The 23300-nt window shown below is 41.1% G+C and carries 22 protein-coding genes; 14 read left to right on the top strand and 8 right to left on the bottom strand.

Annotation, left to right across the window (positions count from 1 at the left end):
• Positions 1-57: 57 nt before the first annotated feature.
• From araA to U0035_RS16920, 4 genes are all read right to left on the bottom strand, one after another.
• On the bottom strand, positions 58-1560 hold the full coding sequence (araA, locus tag U0035_RS16935) for an L-arabinose isomerase (protein WP_114792382.1): 1503 nt from the start codon (positions 1558-1560) through the stop codon (positions 58-60).
• A 53-nt stretch (positions 1561-1613) separates the two neighbouring features.
• Positions 1614-2312 carry an L-ribulose-5-phosphate 4-epimerase gene (locus U0035_RS16930; protein WP_114792381.1) on the bottom strand — a complete coding sequence of 233 codons (699 nt, stop codon included), beginning with the start codon at positions 2310-2312 and terminating at the stop codon, positions 1614-1616.
• Between the two features lie 62 nt (positions 2313-2374).
• Positions 2375-4015 (bottom strand): ribulokinase, encoded by a 1641-nt coding sequence (locus U0035_RS16925; protein ID WP_114792380.1) that lies wholly within the window; start codon positions 4013-4015, stop codon positions 2375-2377.
• Positions 4016-4076: 61 nt separating this feature from the next.
• Positions 4077-5048, bottom strand: coding sequence for a glycoside hydrolase family 43 protein (locus U0035_RS16920; RefSeq protein WP_114792379.1), 972 nt, complete (start codon positions 5046-5048; stop codon positions 4077-4079).
• A 166-nt stretch (positions 5049-5214) separates the two neighbouring features.
• On the opposite strand from U0035_RS16920, the gene ku reads away from it, so the two are divergent.
• The 8 genes from ku (at position 5215) to U0035_RS16880 (ending at position 11557) form a co-directional block, all read left to right on the top strand.
• A complete protein-coding gene (gene ku / locus U0035_RS16915; RefSeq protein ID WP_114792378.1) occupies positions 5215-5985 on the top strand; it encodes a non-homologous end joining protein Ku in 771 nt (256 codons plus the stop codon).
• 3 nt (positions 5986-5988) lie between these two features.
• Positions 5989-6672: a DNA polymerase ligase N-terminal domain-containing protein gene (locus U0035_RS16910; RefSeq protein ID WP_114792377.1), complete on the top strand. Its 684-nt coding sequence runs from the start codon at positions 5989-5991 to the stop codon at positions 6670-6672.
• A gap of 56 nt (positions 6673-6728) precedes the next feature.
• On the top strand, positions 6729-7901 hold the full coding sequence (ligD, locus tag U0035_RS16905; protein ID WP_245957802.1) for a non-homologous end-joining DNA ligase: 1173 nt from the start codon (positions 6729-6731) through the stop codon (positions 7899-7901).
• Positions 7897-8625, top strand: a complete 729-nt coding sequence (locus tag U0035_RS16900) for a DNA polymerase domain-containing protein (protein WP_327138745.1) — start codon at positions 7897-7899, stop codon at positions 8623-8625. The genes ligD and U0035_RS16900 overlap by 5 nt, the downstream gene beginning before the upstream one ends.
• Before the next feature lie 96 nt (positions 8626-8721).
• Complete coding sequence (locus U0035_RS16895) at positions 8722-10314, top strand: peptide chain release factor 3 (RefSeq protein ID WP_114792376.1); 1593 nt, start codon at positions 8722-8724, stop codon at positions 10312-10314.
• Between the two features lie 53 nt (positions 10315-10367).
• Positions 10368-11024, top strand: a complete 657-nt coding sequence (locus U0035_RS16890) for a hypothetical protein (RefSeq protein ID WP_162817968.1) — start codon at positions 10368-10370, stop codon at positions 11022-11024.
• 147 nt (positions 11025-11171) lie between these two features.
• A complete protein-coding gene (locus U0035_RS16885; RefSeq protein ID WP_211316511.1) occupies positions 11172-11396 on the top strand; it encodes a Uma2 family endonuclease in 225 nt (74 codons plus the stop codon).
• Positions 11397-11401: 5 nt separating this feature from the next.
• Positions 11402-11557: a Uma2 family endonuclease gene (locus U0035_RS16880; protein ID WP_245957800.1), complete on the top strand. Its 156-nt coding sequence runs from the start codon at positions 11402-11404 to the stop codon at positions 11555-11557.
• Between the two features lie 249 nt (positions 11558-11806).
• Here U0035_RS16880 and purB read toward each other — a convergent pair whose 3' ends face one another.
• Complete coding sequence (gene purB, locus U0035_RS16875; protein ID WP_211316509.1) at positions 11807-13144, bottom strand: adenylosuccinate lyase; 1338 nt, start codon at positions 13142-13144, stop codon at positions 11807-11809.
• Between the two features lie 110 nt (positions 13145-13254).
• Here purB and U0035_RS16870 point away from each other — a divergent pair, with 110 nt between their 5' ends.
• The gene (locus U0035_RS16870) at positions 13255-13524 is read left to right on the top strand and encodes an MqnA/MqnD/SBP family protein (protein ID WP_114792373.1); all 270 of its coding nucleotides are present in this window, start codon (positions 13255-13257) and stop codon (positions 13522-13524) included.
• A 350-nt stretch (positions 13525-13874) separates the two neighbouring features.
• On the opposite strand, the gene U0035_RS16865 is transcribed toward U0035_RS16870, so the two are convergent.
• Positions 13875-15779, bottom strand: a complete 1905-nt coding sequence (locus U0035_RS16865) for a S8 family serine peptidase (protein ID WP_114792372.1) — start codon at positions 15777-15779, stop codon at positions 13875-13877.
• Positions 15780-16095: 316 nt separating this feature from the next.
• Positions 16096-16857, bottom strand: a complete 762-nt coding sequence (locus U0035_RS16860) for a hypothetical protein (RefSeq protein WP_162817967.1) — start codon at positions 16855-16857, stop codon at positions 16096-16098.
• A gap of 1099 nt (positions 16858-17956) precedes the next feature.
• On the opposite strand from U0035_RS16860, the gene U0035_RS16855 reads away from it, so the two are divergent.
• The 3 genes from U0035_RS16855 to U0035_RS16845 are packed head-to-tail and all read left to right on the top strand — an operon-like array spanning position 17957 to position 20715.
• Complete coding sequence (locus tag U0035_RS16855) at positions 17957-18706, top strand: menaquinone biosynthetic enzyme MqnA/MqnD family protein (RefSeq protein ID WP_114792368.1); 750 nt, start codon at positions 17957-17959, stop codon at positions 18704-18706.
• A gap of 37 nt (positions 18707-18743) precedes the next feature.
• Positions 18744-19700 carry a class I SAM-dependent methyltransferase gene (locus U0035_RS16850; protein ID WP_114792367.1) on the top strand — a complete coding sequence of 319 codons (957 nt, stop codon included), beginning with the start codon at positions 18744-18746 and terminating at the stop codon, positions 19698-19700.
• Positions 19701-19707: 7 nt separating this feature from the next.
• Positions 19708-20715 (top strand): TIGR00180 family glycosyltransferase, encoded by a 1008-nt coding sequence (locus tag U0035_RS16845; protein WP_114792366.1) that lies wholly within the window; start codon positions 19708-19710, stop codon positions 20713-20715.
• Here the strand turns inward: U0035_RS16845 and U0035_RS16840 are convergent.
• Positions 20712-21560 carry a glycosyltransferase family protein gene (locus U0035_RS16840; RefSeq protein WP_162817966.1) on the bottom strand — a complete coding sequence of 283 codons (849 nt, stop codon included), beginning with the start codon at positions 21558-21560 and terminating at the stop codon, positions 20712-20714. The genes U0035_RS16845 and U0035_RS16840 overlap by 4 nt on opposite strands.
• A gap of 26 nt (positions 21561-21586) precedes the next feature.
• Between U0035_RS16840 and U0035_RS16835 the strand changes: the two genes are divergently transcribed.
• Together U0035_RS16835 and U0035_RS16830 are read left to right on the top strand one after the other, a co-directional pair.
• Entirely contained in the window at positions 21587-22342 is a 756-nt protein-coding gene (locus U0035_RS16835; RefSeq protein ID WP_114792364.1) for a class I SAM-dependent methyltransferase, read from the top strand.
• Positions 22342-23298 carry a glycosyltransferase family 2 protein gene (locus tag U0035_RS16830; protein WP_114792363.1) on the top strand — a complete coding sequence of 319 codons (957 nt, stop codon included), beginning with the start codon at positions 22342-22344 and terminating at the stop codon, positions 23296-23298. Before U0035_RS16835 ends, U0035_RS16830 begins: the two co-directional genes overlap by 1 nt.
• Positions 23299-23300 lie beyond the last annotated feature (2 nt).

The following is a 23300-nucleotide window of genomic DNA, read 5'->3' as shown; positions in this document are numbered from 1 at the left end:
TTTTTTTTAAAAAGTTTGCTAATATAATCAATAAAATATTCGCAAAAAGGAATTTTTCTAAGCTTTATTCAACTGATAGTACACATCGCTCCAACGTAATTCATTTTTGAAATTATAGAGCTCTGTGTTTTTACTGATGAGTGTAAACTCAATACCCGCCATATCAGCAAAATCTTCCAAATGCTCGGCCGTCAGGTTCTGTGAGTAGCCGGTATGGTGAGCACCACCTGCCAATATCCACGCTGCACAGCCGGTGTTCATATCCGGATAAGGTTTCCACAGCACGCGCGCAACCGGTAATTTAGGCAGGTCGTTCTGTGGCTCTACGGCTTCTACCTCGTTTACCAATAAACGGAAACGGTTACCCATATCTACTACAGAAGCATTTAAAGCCGGACCACCCGGTGCATTAAATACCAGACGTACAGGATCTTCTTTACCACCAATGCCTAAAGCATGTATTTCTACATTTGCTTTTCCACTGGCGATGCTCGGGCAAATCTCCAGCATGTGTGAGCCCAGCACCAATGAATTATTAGGATCGAAATGGTAGGTGTAATCTTCCATAAAGGAGTTGCCACCCGGTAAACCGGCGCCCATTACTTTCATGGCACGCACCAGGGCTGCTGTTTTCCAATCGCCTTCACCCGCGAAACCGTAGCCACGGGCCATCATTCTTTGAGAGCCAATACCTGGCAATTGTTTCATACCATAGAGGTCTTCAAATGTATCACTGTAACCCTTAAAGTTCCCGTCTTCCAGGAAACGTTGCAATCCCAGTTCAATTTTCGCCGCGTCTACCAGGGATTGATATTGGGGACCTCTTGCATGCAGGCTCTCCATTACATTGTAAGTCTCATGGTATTCAGCAATCAGATCTTCCACCTGCTTATCCGTTACATCATTGATCACTTTCACCAGGTCGCCGATACCATGCGTATTAACGCTATAGCCAAAACGCAGTTCAGCTTCTACTTTATCTCCATCTGTTACCGCCACATAGCGCATATTGTCGCCAAAACGAACAAAACGTGCACCTTGCCAATCATTCCATCCGGCAGCAGCGCGTGCCCATACGGCAATACGCTCGATAGCATTATCATCGCGCCAATGCCCCACCACTACTTTTCTTCTCTTACGCATACGGCTTACCATAAAACCAAATTCCCTGTCGCCATGAGCCGACTGGTTGGTATTCATGAAGTCCATATCGATAGAACCCCATGGAATATCGCGGTTGTATTGGGTATGGAAATGCAACAATGGCTTGTGCAGGATCTTCAGGCCATTGATCCACATTTTAGCCGGAGAAAAAGTGTGCATCCAGGTAATTACCCCGATACAATTGGCATCATGATTGGCGTCAGCACAAAAATTGTAGATCTCTTCAGTTGATTTTAATGTTCCTTTATAAACAACCGTAACCGGGATAGATGCATGGGCGTTAATATAGTCTGCAATTTCTTTTGAATGTTCCGCTACCTCAATAAGTGTTTGCTCTCCGTAAAGGTTCTGGCTACCCGTGGCAAACCAAACCTCTAACTTTTTCAGATCTGTCATGAAATTATATTTTAAGAATTTTTATTTTAACGAATGGTGTTTAAAAACGCTGTTTAGCTCTGCCCATAATAACTATCCGGACCGTGTTTGCGCTCGTAGTGTTTATTGATTAATGCCTGCTTTAAGCGTGGCGCCTGCGGGTTGATCTGCTCTGTTAATAAAGCCATTTTAGCTACCTGCTCTAAAACTGCGCTGTTATGTACTGCTTTTGCGGCATTTTTTCCCCAGGTAAAGGGTGCATGATTGCCCACCAGCACCATTTCTACTTCTCTATAGTCCAGATTTTTTTCTTTGAAGCAATTGATGATCTGGAAACCCGTTTCGTACTCGTAATTCCCTTTGATCATTTCATCGTTCATCGGTGGCGCACAGGGAATGTCAACTGTATTATAGTCGGCATGAGTAGTACCAAAAATAGGAATATCGCGCTGCGATTGCGCCCAGGCCGTTGCGTAGGTAGAATGCGTATGCACAATTCCATTAATGCTTTCCCACTGCTTATACAACACTGCATGGGTTTTGGTATCAGACGAAGGGTTGAGGCTGCCTTCCACCGTATTGCCATCAAAATCTACGATCACCATTTTCTCAGGAGAAAGATCGTTGTAAGCTACACCACTGGGCTTAATGGCAAAAAGACCCTGGCTTCTGTCTGCTTCGCTCACATTTCCGAAAGTAAATAACACCAACCCTAATTGCGGCAATTGCATATTGGCTTCATAAGCCGCTTCACGTATATACTTATAATTCATGAAATCTTAAATTGTATCAATAGTATAGAAATGTCAATGGTCCATTGACTATGGACCATTGACTATTTTGTTTCTTCAATAAATTTCCCGAATGCGTTGTACTGCTCCATGCGTTTAGCATAGTATGCTACATTTTCAGGAATGGGGTGATATTCTACATCAAAACCTTGCCCCATGGCCTCCATGGCTTGCCCCACGTTTTCGTAAATACCAGCAGCCGTTGCCGCAAACATAGCCGCACCCGTAGCACAGGTTTGCTCTGATTTATGTATTTTGATGGGCATGTTCATTACATCTGCCATCACCTGCATGATGTAAGGCGATTTTTTAGCTACGCCTCCTACCCCGATCAATCCTTTTACCGGAACACCTTCTTCAATAAAACGGTCTACAATAGCGCGTGCGCCGAAACAACTGGCCTCCACCAATGCTTTGAATATAGCAGGCGCGTCACTTCCCAGGTTTAATCCCATAATTGCACCTTTCAGTAACTGGCTAGCATCGGGTGTACGACGGCCATTCAGCCAATCTACGGCCAATTCATCATCTTCATGCAACGGCAATTTTGCTGCTGCTTCAGACAATTCTTTTATAATCCTGGATTCGATAGACTTTCTCAGATCGGCATCTTCTACAAACTGTAAGGGCCATGCTAACAGGTTTTTAAACCAGGCATAAATATCACCAAACGCACTTTGTCCTGCTTCTAATCCGATCATTGCAGGTATAACCGAACCGGGCACCTGGCCGCAGATACCGCGAACCAGCTTGTCCCCGAATTCTCCTGCAGGAACCACGAGCATGTCGCAGGTAGAAGTACCCATTACTTTGCTTAAATAGTAGGGTTCAATTTGCCCCCCTACGGCGCCCATATGGGCATCAAAAGCGCCAATACCTACTACAACATCAGTACTCAGGCCCAGCCGTTCTGCCCACTCTGCAGACAAATTACCTGCTGCCTGATCAGCCGCATAAGTATCAGCCGGGAGCTTAGCGGTAAATCCATTTAACAATGGGTCAAGGGTTGCAAAAAAATCATTGGGAGGGAAACCGTTGAATTCTTTAGCCCAAAGACCTTTATGACCTGCCGAGCAAACGCCTCTTTTAATATCTTTTACATCGGTTCCGCCTGTTAGCAGAAATGGTAACCAGTCACAATGCTCTACCCAGCTGGCAGTAGCGTTGCGTACCGCCTCGTCTGCACGAAAAACATGCAGCAACTTGGCCCAAAACCATTCGCTGGAATAAATTCCTCCTACATATTGCAAATAATTCGTCTCAAATTTAGTAGCATGTGCATTGATCTCGTTCGCCTCCTTTATGGAAGTATGATCTTTCCATAAAACAAACATGGCGTTAGGATTTTCGGCAAATTGAGGATTTAATGCCAACGGTGTGCCCGTTTCATCAACCGCCACCGGCGTGGAACCGGTGGTATCAACAGAAATGCCTTTTACCTTTTTCGCCAGTTCAGGCCCAGCTTTTTCCAGGCAATTCTTAACTGTAAATTCCAGTCCTTCTACATAATCCAGCGGGTGCTGGCGAAACTGGTTCACTCCGGCATTACAGTACAAACCTTTTTTCCAGCGCGGATATTCAAAAACCGAAGAAGCAATTTCTGCTCCATTCCTGGCATCTAAAATGACCGACCTTACGGAATCTGATCCGTAATCGACACCTATCACATAAACATCTTGAGACATGGCAGCTTAAATAATTTCCGCTAAATTAAGAAAAATACAATAATAATTGTAATAGCTACAATTATTTTATCCTTCTTGGTGCCACGCCTTCATTTGTTATTTGCACCGTTTTTATAAACCCTTGACTATCAAACTCCATCTTATCAATACATACTACCCGGGAATTGCCGTCCTTCTCTGTAAGTGGCCGGCGGTGATATATAATATAGTATTCATCTTTTCCGGGTATCTGTAAAACAGAATGGTGACCAGCGCCCGTGGCAATTGCCGGGTTTTGCTGCAGTATTTTATCAACCCTTTTAAAGGGGCCCATGGGAGAATCTGCTATAGCATAGGCCACGCTATAGTCGGGCCCCGTCCAGCCACCTTCTGACCACATAAAATAATATTTACCATTTCTGATGAACATAAACGGGCCTTCCACATATTTTTCAGGAGTTACCTCTTTAAAGATGGTACCGTCAACAAAAGGCTCAAAGCCCGTAAAGTCTTTTTTTAATTTAGCAACGTTGCAATGTCTCCATCCACCATAATACATATAATACTGGCCATCTTTATCTTTAAAAACAAACTGGTCGATGGGTTGCGCCCCGTTATGAAACCTGTCAATCAACGGTTTGCCCAGGTAGTCTTTGTACGGACCTTCTGGTTTATTGGCTACAGCTACACCAATTCCTCCCTTTTCACTGTCGCTCTGGATGTCGTTTGCCGCAAAAAACAGGTAATACTTCTTATCCTTTTCCACGATTGCCGGCGCCCACATGGCTCGCCATGCCCATTTCACAGCTGAAGTATCTACTATTCGCTCGTGCTTTTGCCAGTTAACCAGGTCTTTGGATGAAAATGCATCCATAAAAACCTGCTTATTATAAGGCGCAGAATAGGTAGGAAATATCCAGTATTTTTTATTAAAAAGCGCCACTTCCGGATCCGCATACCAACCCGGAAAAACAGGATTACCAGATGTGGTTTTCTGAGCATAGATACCTGCCGTCAAAAAGAGGGCGATAAAAAAAACCAAGCTTCGTTTCATATTGAGTTAAAAGTTATGCAATAAAAATAATCAGATTGAAAGAAATCTGCCTAAGATAGGCAGATAACGATCACCAACTTGTTAAGATACTTTAAAGAGGTTGCTCCAGACATCGCCGCCCCTTTGGTATCAATTTTGTTTTACTATCAATCTAAATGATGTACTTATGAAAGCTATATGGACCGGCGCTATAGGTTTCGGACTCGTAAACATACCCGTTAAGCTCTACTCCGCTACAGAAGAAAGCAGTCTGGACCTGGATATGCTGGATAAAAAAGACCACAGTCATATCAAGTACAAAAGGGTGAATGAAAAAACGGGGAAAGAAGTAGCCTGGGAGAATATCGTTAAAGGTTATGATTATGATGGTAAGTATATTGTGCTGGATGAAAAAGATTTTGAAAAAGCGATGCCCGAAAAAACCAAGATCCTTTCCATCGATCATTTTGTACAGGAAGATGAAATAGACAGCATCTATTTTGAAACACCTTATTTTCTGGAGCCGCAAAAGAACGGCGAAGCACCTTATACCCTGCTGGTAGAAGCTTTAAAGAAAACCAAGATGGCTGGTGTGGGAACGTTTGTGATGCGTAACAAAGAAGTACTGGGTATCTTAAGACCTTATGATAACATTATCCTGTTTCAGAGAATACGATACGACCAGGAGATACGTAAAACAGCTGATCTTTCGGTACCCAAAAAGTCGGTAAAGCCGGCGGAGCTTAAGATGGCGGTAACTTTAATAGAGCAGCTTTCCGAAAAGTTTGATATTTCAGCGTATAAAAATACTTATTCAGAAAAATTAATGAAGGTAATTGAAGCCAAGGCCAAAGGCAAGAAAGTTACCGCACCTAAGCTTCGCGTAGCGCATGTTAAAACAAAAGACCTGATGGAGCAACTAAAAGCCAGCCTGTCAGCAAAAAAGAAGGCCTCTTAAATCATGGCAACACTGAGTAACTATAATAAGAAAAGAAATTTCCGGTCTACAGCCGAGCCAAAAGGCAAACCGGCAAAGAGCGGTAAGCAGCTCAAATTTGTAATACAACGTCATGCCGCTTCAAGACTTCATTATGATTTCCGGCTGGAGATGGAGGGCGTTTTGAAGAGCTGGGCGGTGCCCAAAGGACCTTCTCTAAACCCTGGCGATAAGCGATTAGCCATGATGGTGGAAGATCACCCTTATGGTTACCGGACCTTTGAGGGCACCATACCCGAAGGAAATTATGGAGCGGGCGAAGTAGAGATTTGGGACGAAGGAACATACGAAGCACTGCAAAAGGACAGCAGGAAAAAAGATGAAAGCATTTTACTAAAAGAACTGAAAGACGGTTCTATCAAATTCACTTTGCACGGCAAAAAACTCAAAGGTGAATTTGCTTTGGTAAAAATGAGAACTGAAGATGCCGGTAACGCCTGGCTTTTGATCAAGCATAAAGATGAGCATGCTGTAACCACTAAATATGATGCCGAGAAGTTTACCAATAAAACCTCTAAGGTAACAAAGGCGGTGAAAGCGAAAGCCGCCGGGAAAGCAGGCTCTCAAAAGCCTGCCCGTCCGGCAGGCGGGCAGGCTGTAAAAAAAAAGCCCGGTCCGATGAGCCGGCCCCTACAAAAAGTAACCTAAAGCATTACGCTGCCTATCTTTCAGGCGAAAAGAAACTCAAAGAATATGTACATCCGATGCTGGCCAGCCTGGGCGATCAGCCTTTTGATGACCCCGAATGGATTTTCGAAATTAAATGGGACGGTTACCGGGCCATTGCAGAAATTCGAGAGGAGTTAAAGCTATATTCCCGCAATGGCATTTCATTTGTTAAAAAGTTTGCACCTATTACCGAAGCTTTGAAAGAACAACAACACGAGATGGTACTCGACGGTGAAATTGTTGCTTATAACGATGACAATTTACCCGATTTTCAAACCCTTCAGCATTTTGGCGAGCATCCCGGGGTTCCTCTTGTCTACCACGTTTTCGACCTCTTGTATCTGAATGGACATGCCACCACTTCTCTTTCCAATATCCAAAGAAAAGATTTATTGAAGGAAGCTCTTATTGAAAATGATTTTATAAAATATTGTGATCATGTAAAGCAGAAGGGAGTCGACTTTTTTGAAGCAGCCAAAGAAAACAACCTGGAAGGGATTATTGCTAAAAGAGCTGACTCTACCTACAATGAGGGACGTCGCACAGCTGAATGGCTGAAGATCAAACATCACAATACCGAGGAAGTAATTATTGCCGGCTTTACTGAACCGAGGGGATCACGAAAAAAGTTTGGTGCACTGATTTTAGGTCGCTATAAAAATGACAAGTTGCTTTATGCCGGGCACACCGGGACCGGTTTTAATGCGGCTACATTAAATGATATGTATCAAAAATTGAAGCCCCTGATCAGGAAAACTTGCCCGTTTGCCATTAAACCCAAAACCAATATGCCAGCTACCTGGGTGCAACCTAAACTCGTAGCCAATATAAAATACTCCGAACTCACTGAAGAGCATATATTCAGACATCCGGTTTTCATGGGCTTAAGAGTTGACAAAGCTCCTGAGGAAGTAATCATACCTAAAAATGAAAAAGTCATGACCAAAGCAAAGAATACCGCCCAAGGGGATTTAAAATCAGCAGTTGTCAAAACATCCGGGAAGAACAATACAATAAAAGAAAAGGATACAAGGATTAAGGTTGGGAAACAGGAAGTAAATCTTACCAATCAAAGTAAAATATATTGGCCGGATGAAGGTTATACCAAAGGCGATTTGATTGCTTATTATGATCACATGTCAACATTCATTCTCCCCTACCTGAAAGACAGGCCCGAAAGCCTGGAACCGCTTTCCCAATGGGATTAAAGGCCCCAGCTTCTATCATAAAGATGCCGGGGACAGCGCGCCGGATTGGGTTAGCTCAGTTGAGGTATATTCGGAAAGCAATAATAAAAACATTGATTATATAGTTTGCAACGACAAAGCCACCCTGCTTTATCTGGCCAACCTGGGTTGTATAGAAATGAATCCCTGGAACAGCACTGTTAAAAAGCAGGAGCATCCCAGTTACCTTATTATTGATATTGATCCCTCCGACAAAAATACCTTTGACCAGGTTATTGACGTGGCGCTGGCTACTCAACAGGTACTGGACGAATGCGGTGTAAAATCATACTGTAAAACATCAGGATCTTCCGGCCTCCATGTATTTGTACCTATGGGGAACAAATATGATTATGAGCATGTAAAGAATTTCGCACACCTGACCGCTATGAAAGTGACCGAGTTATTGCCGGATTTCACCACCCTGGAGCGCAATCTGAAAAAAAGAGGTAACAGTAAAATATATGTAGATTACCTGCAAAACCGCAGGGGACAAACCATTGCCAGCGCTTATAGCGTTCGCCCCAAGAAAGGCGCCACCGTTTCTACCCCTTTAGACTGGAAGGAAGTAAAAAAAGGCCTGCATCCTTCTCAATTTGATATTTATACGGTTCCCAAACGTGTTGCCAAAATTGGAGATATCTTCAAGCCGGTACTGGGTCGCGGCGTAGACATAATGAAGTGCCTTAAAAAAATGGAAGGTTAAGAGATGTTGATGGCCTATGGACAATAGACCATAGACTACAGGCATGGACATCTCACCAAATACAAATATCTTTGCGGCCTTTTAAGAATTTACAATATGAAGTTTCACGACGAGATCATGCGGAGGCGCACGTTTGCCATCATCAGTCACCCCGACGCCGGTAAAACAACGCTTACCGAAAAATTCCTGCTTTTTGGTGGCGCCATACAGGTTGCAGGTGCCGTAAAAAGCAACAAAATAAAAAAATCTGCCACTTCAGATTTTATGGAGATCGAGCGGCAAAGAGGTATCTCTGTTGCAACTTCTGTGATGAGTTTTGAATATAATGGTATACTGATCAATCTCTTAGATACGCCCGGTCACAAGGATTTTGCTGAAGACACCTATCGCACGCTTACCGCCGTTGACAGTGTAATATTGGTAGTAGACAGTGTTAATGGGGTTGAGGATCAAACCCGTCGACTGATGGAGGTATGCCGCATGCGTGATACGCCGGTAATTGTTTTCATCAACAAAATGGACCGGGATGGTAAAAACCGTTTTGATCTTTTAGAAGAGATAGAAAAGGAACTGAATATCCAATTACACCCTATGACCTGGCCTATTAACAGTGGTAAGGAATTTAAAGGAGTGTATAATTTATACGACAGGAACCTGCGCCTGTTTGCTGCCAATACCAAGGCGGAGGGCGATGAATCAATAGCTATAACGGACCTGAACGACACGGTTGTTGAGGAAATGCTGGGAACTGCCGATGCGGCTATCTTACGGGAAGATGTGGAGCTGGTAGATGGCGTGAACGGTGAATTAAACGCAGAAGACTACCTCGCAGCGAAAGTATCCCCCGTATTTTTCGGGAGTGCGATCAACAATTTCGGTGTAAAAGAAATGCTGGATACTTTTATTCGCATTGCCCCTACTCCGCAAAGCCGCGAAACTTCGGCACGGAAAGTAGATGTTGAAGAGGCTAAACTAAGTGGATTTGTATTTAAAATACACGCAAACCTGGACCCGAAGCACCGCGACCGTATTGCGTTTTTCAGGGTTTGCAGCGGCAGGTTCGAAAGAAATAAATATTTCCATCATGTACGCCTGGACAAGGATGTGCGTTTCAGTAATCCCTATTCTTTTATGGCGCGCGACAAAAGTGTTATAGAAGACGCTTATGCCGGAGATGTGGTAGGCTTGTTTGATACCGGCAACTTTAAGATCGGCGACACCCTGACTGAAGGTGAAGATTTCTATTTTACAGGTATCCCATCTTTCTCCCCGGAAATATTTAAAGAGGTGGTCAATAAAGACCCCATGAAGACCAAGCAACTGGAAAAAGGATTAATGCAATTGACAGATGAAGGGGTGGCACAGCTATTTACCCAGTTTGGCGGTACTAAAAAGATTATTGGTTGTGTGGGAGAACTTCAATTTGAGGTCATTCAATATCGATTGCTGCATGAGTATGGTGCAAGCGTTGAATTCAGGGCTTTACCATTTTATAAAGCCACTTGGCTTACTTCAGAGGACCCTAAAAAATTGCACGACTTTGTACGCTTCAAACAAGCCAATTCCGCTTTAGACAAAGACGGGCATGACGTATACCTGGCCCAAAGTGAGTGGTTTTTAAATACGGAGATCAGCAACAACCCTGATATTAAATTCCATTTTACAAGTGAGATACATAAGGCTGAGTAACCATCACGCTCATTAAGTTATTTTAATGCCGCACTAAAAACTGCGGCTTTTGTATGTACTATCGTAAAAGTGGGCATCTTATAAGAAAATACAATATGGGTCAGACACTAACAGCAATTCTATTCTTATTAATTTCCTCCGTCGCATCAGGGCAAAATCCCCGGTTTCATTCAGTTGTAGAAGAAGGACTACTCAGTTTTAAAATGCCTGAAAACTTTGATACAGTTCCTGTAAATCCCAACCGGGATATGAATTACGACCTGGCAATAAAAAGCAAAACCGACAGTTTTGAGATACGTTATGCCATCCGCCCGCTCAGAAAAAGAATAGAGCATTTTGAGAAGATGGCTGCTGATACTTCAAACGGACGTAAAGTATTTGCCCAGGCACATCCCAATAAAAGTTACCAAACTGTATTTGTAACTGTCTTACACAATACCAGTTTACAGCCCCAGGCGGCCACCACTCCGGCTATCCCCAGATTTGGCGCTTTCAAGCCTGAAGCGGTAAAAAATGAGTTTAATGCAGACTGGGGAGCTACTTCAGGATATGCTCCCAGAACTACGTTCGACAGCAATTACAAAAATTGTATGACTGTTACTTTACATAAAGATGATGCAGCCGACGTGTATATATTTTATTTATTTAATGATAAAGAAACAATGATGCGGCTGATGCCCTCCACTTTTCATGCAATGAAATTCAAGTAGTGCTGTTTGGTTATTAATGCAAAGCGTTTCCTTAAGAGCAGGTCCAGATAACATTCATCTGCTCTGCTATAGATAAAGACCCTCTTGATCAACTTCAAGGCCCCAAACATCTGCGACATATTTTGTATTTTTGAGAAAATAGCTGATATGATAACGGATATCTCCCAGTTAGACCGTAATAAAAAATATACTTATGCCGATTATTTGACCTGGCGTTTGAAAGAAGCGGTGGAACTCATTAAAGGAAAGCTGTTTATTTTATCACCGGCGCCGGCATCCTGGCATCAGAAAATTGCCGCTAATCTGGTACTAAAAATTGGAAATTACTTCGATGGCAAAAATTGCAATATGTTTTTTGCCCCTTTGATGTAAGGCGGGTGAAGAATAAATCTTCCGATTACGAAATTACAACTGTTGTACAACCCGATATCGGTATCATTTGCGACGAATCCAAAATTGATGAACGTGGCTGCATTGGCACGCCTGACCTGATTATAGAAGTACTATCGCCTTACACTGCAAAAAAGACATGAACGAAAAGACCAATCTATATCAAGAAAACGGCGTGCAGGAATACCGGGTGATATTTTGGACACAAAAGCTATTAATCAATACTTTTTAAAAGAGGGAAAGTACGAATTTATAGACCCCTTATTAGTAGGTCAAATTATCACCAGCACGGCTTTTCCGCAATTATCTCTTGAGCTAAAAGATATTTTCCGTAATTAGTCTTCGCCAGGCTCAGACTAACCCTGCTTTTGATAGCTTTCAGAGAATATTCGCTAGTACTTGGCAACTACCCCCGTGTAATTATGCGGCGTTATTTTTTTCAGCTCAGCCTTAATTTCAGCAGAAACTTTTAAGGATGTAATAAATTTATGCAGCGACTGCTTCGTAATACCCTCTTTACCTCTTGTTAATTCTTTCAATGCTTCGTAAGGATTCGGATATTTTTCGCGACGCAGGATCGTTTGAATAGCCTCCGCCACTACTGCCCAGTTATTATCCAGATCTGCTTTCAATGCCGATTCGTTTAATACCAGCTTGCCTAAACCTTTTTCGATGCTTTTGATAGCGATAATAGTATGCGCTACCGGTACACCAATATTACGTAAAACGGTGCTATCGGTTAGGTCACGCTGCAAACGGCTAACCGGTAATTTAGCCGAAAGATGCTCCAGCATTGCATTAGCTACGCCTATATTCCCCTCAGCATTCTCAAAGTCGATAGGGTTTACTTTATGGGGCATAGCGGAAGACCCTACCTCGCCGGCTTTGGTTTTTTGTTTGAAATACTCCATGCTGATATAGGTCCATATGTCGCGGCACAGATCAAGCAAAATAGTATTGATGCGTTTGATACAGTCGAAATGAGCAGCCAGGTTATCATAATGCTCAATTTGCGTAGTAAACTGCATTCTTTGCAGGGCTAACACTTCTTCAACAAAATGATTTCCGAATTTGATCCAGTCTGTTTTAGGATAGGCTACATGATGTGCGTTAAAATTTCCGGTGGCGCCACCAAATTTAGCGGCAACCGGTATATAGGAGAACAGGCGGATCTGGTTTTCCAGACGCTCTACAAAAACCATTATTTCTTTTCCCAACCTGGTTGGAGACGCTGGTTGACCATGGGTTTTAGCCAGCATCGGGATTTCTTTAAAATCCTGTGCGAGTTGATGCAGGTGATTTTGCAGGTTCAGATAGGCCGGCAGCAGTTCAAACTCCAGGCTATGCTTCCACAGTAACGGAATGGCGGTATTATTGACGTCTTGTGACGTTAAACCAAAATGGATCCACTCTTTTGCTTCCTGTGCATCTGTTTTATCCAGTTCTGTCTTTAGAAAATACTCTACCGCCTTAACATCGTGGTTAGTAGTCTTTTCTATTTCTTTAATAGCTTCTGCATTTGCTATGCTGAAGTTTTCCTTTAACCCCTGCAAATGCTTTTTAGCACCGGCAGACAATTTCAGGAACTTTTTATCTGCCAATAGCAGCAGGTATTCAATTTCAATTATAACGCGATACTTAATTAATGCATATTCACTGAAATATTCCTGCAGGCTTTGAACCTGTTTACTGTAGCGGCCATCAATAGGCGAGATAGCTGTTAAAGACATGCTCCGTATTTAAAGTTTATATTCCGGGTTTAAAGTTCAAAGTTTAACGTAGAACCGGGAACATTAAACCTGAAACCTGTTAATTTCGCGCAAAAATAAAGGAATAAAGATTGGAACAGAAGATTAGAGTCGGAATTGTAAGCTATTTAAATACGCGCCCCCTCATTTATGGCTTGCAAAGGCTCCCTATAAAAGATGAAATTGAATTGATCGAAGCATATCCCGCCTCCCTGGCTGAAAAGCTAAAAACCGGAGCCATCGACCTGGGATTAGTTCCCGTGGCAGTGATTCCGCAGCTTCCACAACATTATATTAATGGCAATTATTGCATTGGTGCGGTTGGAGCTCGATCCACCGTGACCGCAAAATGCTTAACTTAATAGCATTGGTGGATACACCCGATCGAACAACACCAGATCATTTGTTCACTTGTAATACATCAAAATGGCGGAGGGCTAATTCTCTTTCACTAACAACATAAAGATTTATAGAAACCAAAGGATGCCCTGTGCAATAAAGCTGCAAAAAAGCCTTTGTGCCCGGTCACACGAGGTTTAAAGGAATCTGGCCATCCATCCATTAAATATGTTGGCCCAGAAGTAAAGGGCTATGCTCTGGAGTAAGAGCATAGCCCTTTCATCTTTAACCTTACTACATAGCCGCTATACAGTAATCAGTCTGTATTGGCCGATATTAGAAATAAAGAAAAAATTAAAAGAAACTAATTGTGTCAAAAACCTGCTCTAAACTCTGCTCCGCTTTTTACTTCAAAGCCCGGACTAATCAATATATAGTCAAGAGCATTAAAAGTAAGTTTCGCGCCACTATTAACTGTTACATTTTGTGCATTGATAATACAGCCTGCAACATTCGTATTAGTATTCACTGTTTGGTTAATATAATTTACAGTAGTGCAGCCCGATGCGCCGGTAACCGCAGCAAATGCATTTAGCAGCCCATAACCCATTTGCTCATGCCAGGTACCATTGGGTCTTCCTACCGTAGTAGTATAGGTATAACTACCAGTTTTTTGTGCTGTTTGCTCAATAATTTCGGCAACCTGCTTTTGGGTCAGACTTGAATTTACGGAGAGGATTAGTGCTGCTACACCTGCCACATGAGGTGTAGCAGCAGAAGTACCATTAAACCATACAGTGTAATCTTGATTGCTGTAGTCTGTCGAGATTTTACTTCCCCCACTCCACAAATGTATTGGTATGCTTGGATTATATCCATTTGTCCCAGCAAGATCGGTAGTAGGTATCAACACACCGGGGGCAACCACGTCTAACTGCGATCCATAACAACTACCCCAACCAGTTTCTCCATCGCACGAGCCGGGACTTTTCCTTTCGCCACAAGGAGAACTTGCACCAACAACGATAATATCACTATTAGAGTTTGCCGGGTACTGCACGGAACTATTACTGTTGCCAGCTGCAAAAACTACTACACATCCTAAACCGCCACGTCCACTTGTCAGGCAATATTGTATTGCATCATCCAGGTCTTGATTGTAAATTTCGGGGCCCGCCCAAGAGTTTGATATAACGGATGCTCCATTGTTTGCAGCGTAATAGTATCCGCTTGCATATTTTGTATAGGTATCCGGCATAATCACTCCATACTGGATACTTATTGGCATTATAGGGCAGTTGGGCGCTACACCTGCAATCCCCTGATTATTATTCGCAATGGCTCCTGTTATACCAGCACAGGCGGTGCCATGTTCCCCCCGTACTATGTTGGGTGTAGAGCCATTTTCTGTATCAAAGCCGCTATTATAAATATTCAAATCAGGATGGGTTACCTCAACCCCATCATCTATAACAGCAACTACGATGCTGCTAGAACCCTGAGTTATTGAACGCGCATCAGAATACTTAATATCAACACCAGATGTCCCTCCATATTGACCAGTGTTATTTAAATTCCACTGGTTAGCAAAATAGGTGTCATTTACACTGGCACTTTTAAATCTCCCCATCAAGTCAGGCTGAGCAGATGCAAAATAACCGCTTTCATAAAACTTGTTAGCCATCTCCAATGCATTACCAGAAGACCCATTACTACATGATAATGTATAACGCTCCTTTACATATTCATTGTTTCCCAATATCTCTACATTATTGGACCTGGCCAACTCCACCAATTTGGAATACCCATCTGTTGATTTAAGCCTAACATAAAAAAGCTGAGACAGACCTATCTCATCTCCAGAACTGGTAATAAAAAAAGGAGCTTCATATATTATCTTATTATCAGTGGTAGATAGTTTTGTGGAAACTTCTACAATCATAAATCTTAGTGTGTCGGATTTTTCGTCGTCGGCTACTTTTGTCGCTTTTGATAGATTCAAATTTTTCGCCTTTTCCACAATGCGGGCTCCTTTTTCGGACAACGCGGTGTTCACTTTTGCTTCGTTAGCTGCTTCAAAAAGTATATATTTTTTCTTCGTATTTTTTGTAAGTGGAATTTTGTTTCCTTTATACCAATAGTAGTCATCAGCAGCAATAACCGAGCGTGCCGCCGTGCCCCCTCCATCGCCGACAAGGTCTTTTGTTTTGGCGCAACCAAAACAAAAAACAAGCGACAGTGTCAGACAAAATATTAGCTTTCTAAATCTCTTTTCCATATGTGTGGGTATTTTACAATGTTATCGACATTATATATCGTAATAAGTCATGGCTTCTATAACATAATACTCATTATTAAAATTTATGTAGAGAGTGTTTTATTACTGAGTAAGTAGCGTTACTTATATTAGCATCAAGAAAAACATTTTCAAGTAATAAAAAGTATTGTAAGGGTGATTTTCTTAGAGAGATATTTTAACTAGATCTATTTAAAGAAAAAATATTAGTGTAATTAGTATATAGAAATGACGATTCAAACAATAATATTAAAATCACATTCATTTCTAAAAATTTGCGTTTACCGATAGAAAAATGCTATTTTCTATCGGTAAATAGGCTAGTTTTTTTCTTGCTTAGAGTAGACATTTCTTTTCCTACTAACTTTTCTAGTATCATATTCTGTTTCTCAATTTTTTTGTCCTGTTCAATGATGTAAAGGGTCAATTCCTCTATTTTTTTTAGCAGTATTGCTTGATTCTTACCCAACTCTATGCCTTCGGTCGCTACTGTTTTCGCAGATGGTACATCAGGCAAATGTTGATTCTTTTTTATAAACGCTTCAATTTCTTTTAAACTAGGCAAATTGTATGATGGCTGGAATACATAATCAGGCCACCCGGTTGATTGCAGTTTGAGCTTTAGCTCCTCCGCTATTATCTTACCTCCAACAGCCAATTGATAGCCCGATGGAAGAGTCTCAGTTTTAATCCGAATCCCAGAGCTATTTATGACCATTGGTGCTATACCAACCCCATAGTCGCCGCCTGTCATAAAAATATGATTACTTCCAAAAGAAACATAATAGATATTCCCAAAATAATCATTTCGCCATTTACCTTTAATAGTACCCCCTATTGTTGACGAAATTAAGTTTTGCTGCCCAGAGCCACTATTAGTTAATAATATATGTGAATTTGAAGGGTCAATACTTGAATTACTCTTAAATATCGTCAATGGCGTGGTTGGAGAAGTAGTTCCAATGCCAACATTTCCTGTTGCAGGAAATGTATTTTGCGCATAGATGACATTACCAATTATGCACATTACAATAAGCATCAATGAGGTTCTCAATAACATGGTGTTTTTTTTTTATGTTTAACAATGATTAACTTGAAATAGACTGACTGTTTATGAAAAAATGAAGAATATTTTTAAACAATGATTTAAAAACCTTCATCTTAGATTCCTAATTATCAATTGAAAGAGTTCCTTGCTAAGCGAAAGTATATGGCATTTTTGCTCTTCTTTTGGGTTTTCATTTTAAATGATGGTAGCGAGGTAACAAAACCTAATGTTCCGTTAAAAATATATTCCTTTCCAATTAAAAAAAAGAAAAAAGAGTTAAATATAAGTTAAATAAATATTTATTTCAAATTTGTTTTGAGTATTTAAGGATTGTTCTTGTAAGTTTTTAATCAAAGTTTTCCCTTTTTCCGGTTTTATAATGCCTGTAGGCAAGAAACAGGTAGTTGATTAGCCGCTTCCCATACAGCAAGTTTTTTTACACGATTAATTTTAGAAGAACGCATGCCCTGGATAGTTTCAGAAAATACATTTCTGTATATTTTTTAAGGAAAAAAAGTTTCTTACCATATAGTACAAACGAACCAGTGCATGCAATGTTCTTGATGTGCGCCTGGCCGATTTTAACGACGAATGCATGCTTACGCTTTTCAAGCGAATGATTCAAAAAAACATTATTAAATTTCAGCGCCAGGTAGTTTTGATAGAAAGCCTTAAAGCTATACTCCTGGTCCACAAAATCGATAAATAGCTTTACGTCAAAACCACCCAATTTTTAGAGGATATTGAGGTTAACCAGGCTTCCGGACGTAATCAGGGAGCTTATTTTCCTCAATTTCATGGAGATATTGATTGATCTTTTTTCATATTCTGCACCCAATACCCCTACTTTTTCTTTCTGTTCACAGCTGTTAAAGCGACTCGTAATTGTTACAGTATCTAACTACACCAGGCAGGATGTTATAAAGACTTATCAGATTCCTGCAGGCTTTGAACATTTACTGTAGCCGCCATCAATAGGCGAGATAGCGGTTGAAGACATGCTCCATATTTAAAGTTTATATTCCGGGTTTAAAAGTTCAAAGTTTAACGTTGAACCGGGAACATTAAACCTGAAACCTGTTAATTTCGCGCAAAAATAAAGGAATAAAGATTGGAACAGAATATTAGAGTCGGAATTGTAAGCTATTTAAATACGCGCCCCCTCATTTATGGCTTACAAAGGCTTCCTATAAAAAATGAAATTGAATTGATTGAAGCGTATCCCGCATCCCTGGCAGAAAAGCTCAAAACCGGGGCGATCGACCTGGGATTAGTTCCTGTGGCAGTAGTTCCACAGCTCCCCAAATATTATATCAATGGCCACTATTGCATTGGCGCCGTTGGAGATGTAGCATCCGTAGCACTTTTCAGCGAGCAGCCTATTGATCAAATAAAAAAAATACGCCTTGATTATCAAAGCTGCTCTTCGGTTAACCTATTAAAATGGCTGGTTAAACATCACTGGAAAATTGAAGTGGAGTTCATTGACGCAAAAGATGAATCCTATATCAATGGTATCAAGGGAGACACTGCTGCTGTTATTATAGGTGACAGGGCGCTGGCGCAACGTCCTAACTTCAAATATATTTATGATTTGGCCGGAGAATGGAAAATGGCGACAGGTCTGCCTTTTGTTTTTGCGGCCTGGGTGAGTACAAAAAAACTACCCGATGATTTTATCCTGAAATTCGACGAAGCCAACGCTTACGGCCTGCAACATATCGATGAAATTGCTGCGGAACATCATAATGGTGTTTACGATCTAAAGAAATATTTCTCGGTCAACCTGAGTTACGAGCTGGATGAGGACAAGCGTAAGGGAATGGCAAAATTTATTTCTGAAATCCCAACGATACGCTGATTCGCTTTATTTTTAGTAAAAATAACAAACTCTTTGTATGAAATGCGGCATTTGTTTTAATACATCGGATAATAAAAAAATCGTTTTAAAAGAAATGATGTATGGATTGAAGGACGAGTTCGATTATTTTGAATGCACCAGCTGCGGCTGTATCCAGATAGCCGAAGTACCTTCAGACCTCGGCAAATACTATCCTACAGACTATTACTCTTATACGGTAGCAGAAGTGCCACTTAAAAAAAGCCGGATAAGGAGTGTCCACTTTGATTACTATGCATTTAATAAAAACAGGCTATTGGGCGGTTTACTGGCGTTAAAGTTTAAACCCTCCGGCTTTTACACCTGGCTGAAGGAACTGTATTTGCACAACCGGAATGAAAGCGTTTTGGACATTGGATGCGGAAATGGCCAGTTACTGAAAAGAATGTATCGCCTGGGATTTAATAATCTTACGGGTATTGATCCTTTTTTAGAGAAAGATCTTATTTATAATAATAGCCTGAAACTTCTTAAAAGAGATATATTCCAAACAGACAGTACTTACGACGTTATAATGATGCACCATAGCCTGGAGCATATGGACCGGCAGGATGCAGTGATACAAAAAGCTGCTACCCTTTTAAAAGAAGGCGGCAGAATACTTATCAGGATCCCGATTGTAAGCAAACCCTTGATGGTTAAATATGGCGGCAATGTGGTATCGCTTGATGCTCCGAGACACTTGTTCATTCACAGCTTAAAGAGCATCACGGGGATTATCGAAAAAAATAATCTCTCCATATACAAAACAGTATTCGATGCCGAAGCCTTTTCAATAATGGGTAGCGAACAGTATTCAAAAGGCATCAGCAACGTTAACGATGAAAGAAGTTACTTTCAAAATCCGGCAGGTAGTATATTCACCCCTTCAGATATCGAAAGGTTCGAAAATGAAATTAAGACGCTCAATCAAAAGGGCGAAAGTGATTCAGTAGCTTTATATATAAGAAAGTAATTGCCTGATGGATGTAACCCTTGTTATTATACTACACAACCGCCATCAAAATATTCGCCGCCTGGTGGAGTATTACCGGCATATTGAAGCATCTGTCATATTAGCTGACAGCTCCACGCAAAAACACCCTTCGGACGCTATCCCCGCTTCATGGAGGCACATTTATACGCCCGGCATTAATTATACCCAAAAGATCGAAATAATTTTACAGGTGGTAAAAACAGAATATGTCATTTTGTGTGCAGATGATGACTTTATCATTCCCCAGGCACTTGAGGCGTGTATCAGTTTTCTGAATAGCAATCCGGGTTATGCTTCTGTACAGGGAAAGTCTATATGTTATAAAAAAAAGGAAGTCGTGAAGAAAAAGGAAGTCGACTTTTACCCGCTTTACCCTCCCAAAGCATATTCTTACGAAAACCAGAGTGGTCTCGACCGTATCGGCGCGCTGCTCGCCAACTACAAATCATTCCTGTATGCCGTTCATCGCACTACCACGTTAAAGGACGCCTATAAGAATGCATCCGAAAGTATCCGAAATTTATTTTTAAATGAGTATAACGCCTCTATTGTGCCCCTGGCTGCCGGTAAGTATAAAGAACTGCCGGTTTTATTTCAGGTAAGAGAATACGCAGAAGATTCCGACGACAAAACAGCCCTAACCATTAATAAAATGTTTAGGGAACCCAGATTCAGGTCAGAGATAGAGGACTTCCTGGGACACCTTTTAACAGCTATCCAACGATATATGCCGACGGAAGACCCGAAAAAAATTATGCACACTTTAGGGCAAGGCATAAATAACCTGGTAGATAGTATTGACCGTAACCACAACATGAAACCTTCCGTGAAGAAAATGGCAGGGCGGTTTATTGCCTCCTTGCCTCTGTTGGGAGCAAGGATAATTGAAAAAAGCAGAGCAAGGGATCGCCAGGATAAAATGTCCAAAATCATAGTTACAAGATTAGAGCTCGATCAACTTGACGAAATCAGAAGTATTTTAAAAACTCATTAATACTTGTACTTACCCATTTTAGCAGACCTATAGTGCCTGTAGGCTTTTAGTAGATATCGGAACGTTTCCAGGCGCGCATTTCCATATAGTAATCGATTTTTTATGCGGTTTAAAAGATCCGTTCTTTTTATTCCAAACGCTGCCGGGAATTCTGCTCCATATTTATCACGCAGGTAGAGGTAGTTCCTTACCATGTAATATAGCCTTAAAGGCGGATGTAGAGTGCGGGAAGTAATTTTAAAAGTCTTGAAGGAACGCCGTTGATGAACGATTCCCAGAGAGTGATGCATACAAATATTTTTGAACCGCACTATCCGGAGGCCGCTCCTTATTGAACGTATACAATAATCAAAGTCCACCTCATCAATAAACAGGTTTATATCAAACTCACCAATTTTCTCAAAGAGGTCAAGGTTCAGCAGGCTACCAGATGTAATGAGATTATCTGTATCCTCCGAAAAACAGTCTTCCCGCTGTTCCGTTGATTCAAATTCAACCCCAAACATAGCTACTTCATTCCTGCCAGAAAAAACAGCAACGCAGTTCAGGTAACGATCAAATATATACTCAGAAAAAAAAGAATCCTGGTCCATTGTAAGTAACCATTTTGCGCCCCGGGACTTCGCAAATGCCGCAGCTTGATTTAATCTTTCGGATATGCCCCTGTTTTCTCCATCTGCGAAAAAAGTCACTTGCTCATTTTCCTCAAACTGAACAGCATGTAGGCGCTCGCTATTGTCTATGATGGCCAGATGGTCGAGCGCTTTCCTGTATGACGAGATATTGTCCAATACCTCTTTAGTTGGATTGTATAAAATTACTACCCCAAATACTTTTTCTAACAAGGTAAAAAGTTTTATTTTGTTATCCTATGAAACTGAAGGATTCAATTATCACGAAAATCAGCTCTATCAAAAACCCGCAAAAGAAGCCTACAATAGCTTTGGCGAAGTTATTAAAAAATAAGACAGGGCTTGAAATAGGTGGTCCCAGTCCAATATTTAAACAAACTAGCTACTACCCTGCGTATTTGTATGCGAACCGTGTGGACGGTGTAAATTACAATGCACAAACAGTTTGGGAAGGCACAATAAAGCCCGGTAAAACCTATGAATACCTGAAAGGCTATGAAATAGGAAATCAATTTATAACAGAAGCTACCGCTCTTGAAGGAATAGTTAACAACACTTATGACTTTATTCTTTCCAGTCATAGCCTGGAGCATATATCCAACCCACTGAAAGCATTGAAAAGGTGGAATGAGGTATTAAAGCCCGGAGGTAGCCTGTGCCTGATACTGCCTAATAAAGAGGTCACGTTTGACAAGGATCGCGATTATACAACATTTGATCATCTGCTTAACGACTACAAAATCGATGTTTCTGAACATGACAACACACATTTTGAGGAGGTTCTTCAACACCACATTATTGCACTTGATAGTGGTGTAAAGAGTAAGGAAGAACTTATTATTCGCACAAAAGATAATTTCCAAAACCGTTGTATTCATCATCATGTGTTTTCATTCGACCTGATTACACAAGCACTGAATTTCGCGGGCTTTCGTACTGTATTACAAAAAAAGATTCACGACATCAACCTTTTTACGTTAGCAATTAAACCGTAATGGCCGCCGCACCCCTTATTTCTATATGTATCCCCGCTTATCAAAGAATTCAATTCCTGGAAAGACTTTTTCATTCTATTGTTTTACAGGAATACAAGGATTTTGAGGTGATCGTAACCGATGACAGTCCGGATAATGGGGTGGCGTTGCTTTGCGAAAAACATGCGTCTACTTTGCCCCTCTTCTATTTTAAGAACGAAATAGCATTAGGCACACCCGCCAACTGGAACAAAGCTATTTCTCTGGCTAAAGGCTCTTGGATAAAATTGATGCACGACGATGATTGGTTTGGGGAGCCGACCTCGCTGCAACAATTTGCTGATTGTGCAAAAAAGAGTGACAAGGGCTTTATCTTCTCTGCTTATAAAAAAGTTTTTGAAGACGGGAGAAAAGAGGAAACTATTTATCCCGAAAAATTCCGTTTATTACAGGCGGAAAAGGAACCGGCAATCCTACTGGCTAAAAATTTCATTGGCCCCCCTAGTGTTACGATGTATAAAAATGATGGCCAACATATCTATGATACAAAGCTTAAATGGCTGGTCGATATAGATGCCTATCGCAGAAGGCTAGAGACAGACGCACTTATTTACATTAATCAGCCGCTGATAAAAGTATATATGAGCAGCTCACAAGTAACTTCATATACTAAAAATGTAGGTAAGATAGAAATACCTGAACACTTTCACTTTATTTCTAAAATGGGAGTTGAAAAACTCACCAACATTCTTGTGTATGATTATAACTGGCGTTTTATAAGAAACTTTAATATAAAATGTATAAAAGATATACAGAAATACGGTTATGACGGCGAAGTGCCTCCAATTTTAAACGCCATGATAAAAACACAGTCCCGTTTACCCAAAGGTTTACTGCACGTGGGGTTCTTCTCAAAATTTGCAATGATGATTCACTTTTTTATGAATAGAAAACTGATCCGGAAAGGCAACTGGTAATT

The organism is Niabella yanshanensis (genome assembly GCF_034424215.1).
Taxonomy (GTDB): Bacteria; Bacteroidota; Bacteroidia; order Chitinophagales; family Chitinophagaceae; genus Niabella; species Niabella yanshanensis.
Note: the sequence above shows the minus strand (reverse complement) of the source record. Positions and strands in the feature narration are given on the sequence as shown.

Coding starts and splice junctions, on each gene's coding strand:
- purB (WP_211316509.1), bottom strand. CDS start 13,144: ATGTCTTTAACAGCTATCTCGCCTATTGATGGCCGCTACAGTAAACAG.
- U0035_RS16830 (WP_114792363.1), top strand. CDS start 22,342: ATGGCCGCCGCACCCCTTATTTCTATATGTATCCCCGCTTATCAAAGA.
- ku (WP_114792378.1), top strand. CDS start 5,215: ATGAAAGCTATATGGACCGGCGCTATAGGTTTCGGACTCGTAAACATA.
- U0035_RS16860 (WP_162817967.1), bottom strand. CDS start 16,857: ATGTTATTGAGAACCTCATTGATGCTTATTGTAATGTGCATAATTGGT.
- U0035_RS16865 (WP_114792372.1), bottom strand. CDS start 15,779: ATGGAAAAGAGATTTAGAAAGCTAATATTTTGTCTGACACTGTCGCTT.
- U0035_RS16895 (WP_114792376.1), top strand. CDS start 8,722: ATGAAGTTTCACGACGAGATCATGCGGAGGCGCACGTTTGCCATCATC.
- U0035_RS16930 (WP_114792381.1), bottom strand. CDS start 2,312: ATGAATTATAAGTATATACGTGAAGCGGCTTATGAAGCCAATATGCAA.
- U0035_RS16835 (WP_114792364.1), top strand. CDS start 21,587: ATGAAACTGAAGGATTCAATTATCACGAAAATCAGCTCTATCAAAAAC.
- U0035_RS16910 (WP_114792377.1), top strand. CDS start 5,989: ATGGCAACACTGAGTAACTATAATAAGAAAAGAAATTTCCGGTCTACA.
- araA (WP_114792382.1), bottom strand. CDS start 1,560: ATGACAGATCTGAAAAAGTTAGAGGTTTGGTTTGCCACGGGTAGCCAG.
- U0035_RS16845 (WP_114792366.1), top strand. CDS start 19,708: ATGGATGTAACCCTTGTTATTATACTACACAACCGCCATCAAAATATT.
- U0035_RS16885 (WP_211316511.1), top strand. CDS start 11,172: ATGATAACGGATATCTCCCAGTTAGACCGTAATAAAAAATATACTTAT.
- U0035_RS16925 (WP_114792380.1), bottom strand. CDS start 4,015: ATGTCTCAAGATGTTTATGTGATAGGTGTCGATTACGGATCAGATTCC.
- U0035_RS16920 (WP_114792379.1), bottom strand. CDS start 5,048: ATGAAACGAAGCTTGGTTTTTTTTATCGCCCTCTTTTTGACGGCAGGT.
- U0035_RS16890 (WP_162817968.1), top strand. CDS start 10,368: ATGTACTATCGTAAAAGTGGGCATCTTATAAGAAAATACAATATGGGT.
- U0035_RS16850 (WP_114792367.1), top strand. CDS start 18,744: ATGAAATGCGGCATTTGTTTTAATACATCGGATAATAAAAAAATCGTT.
- ligD (WP_245957802.1), top strand. CDS start 6,729: ATGCTGGCCAGCCTGGGCGATCAGCCTTTTGATGACCCCGAATGGATT.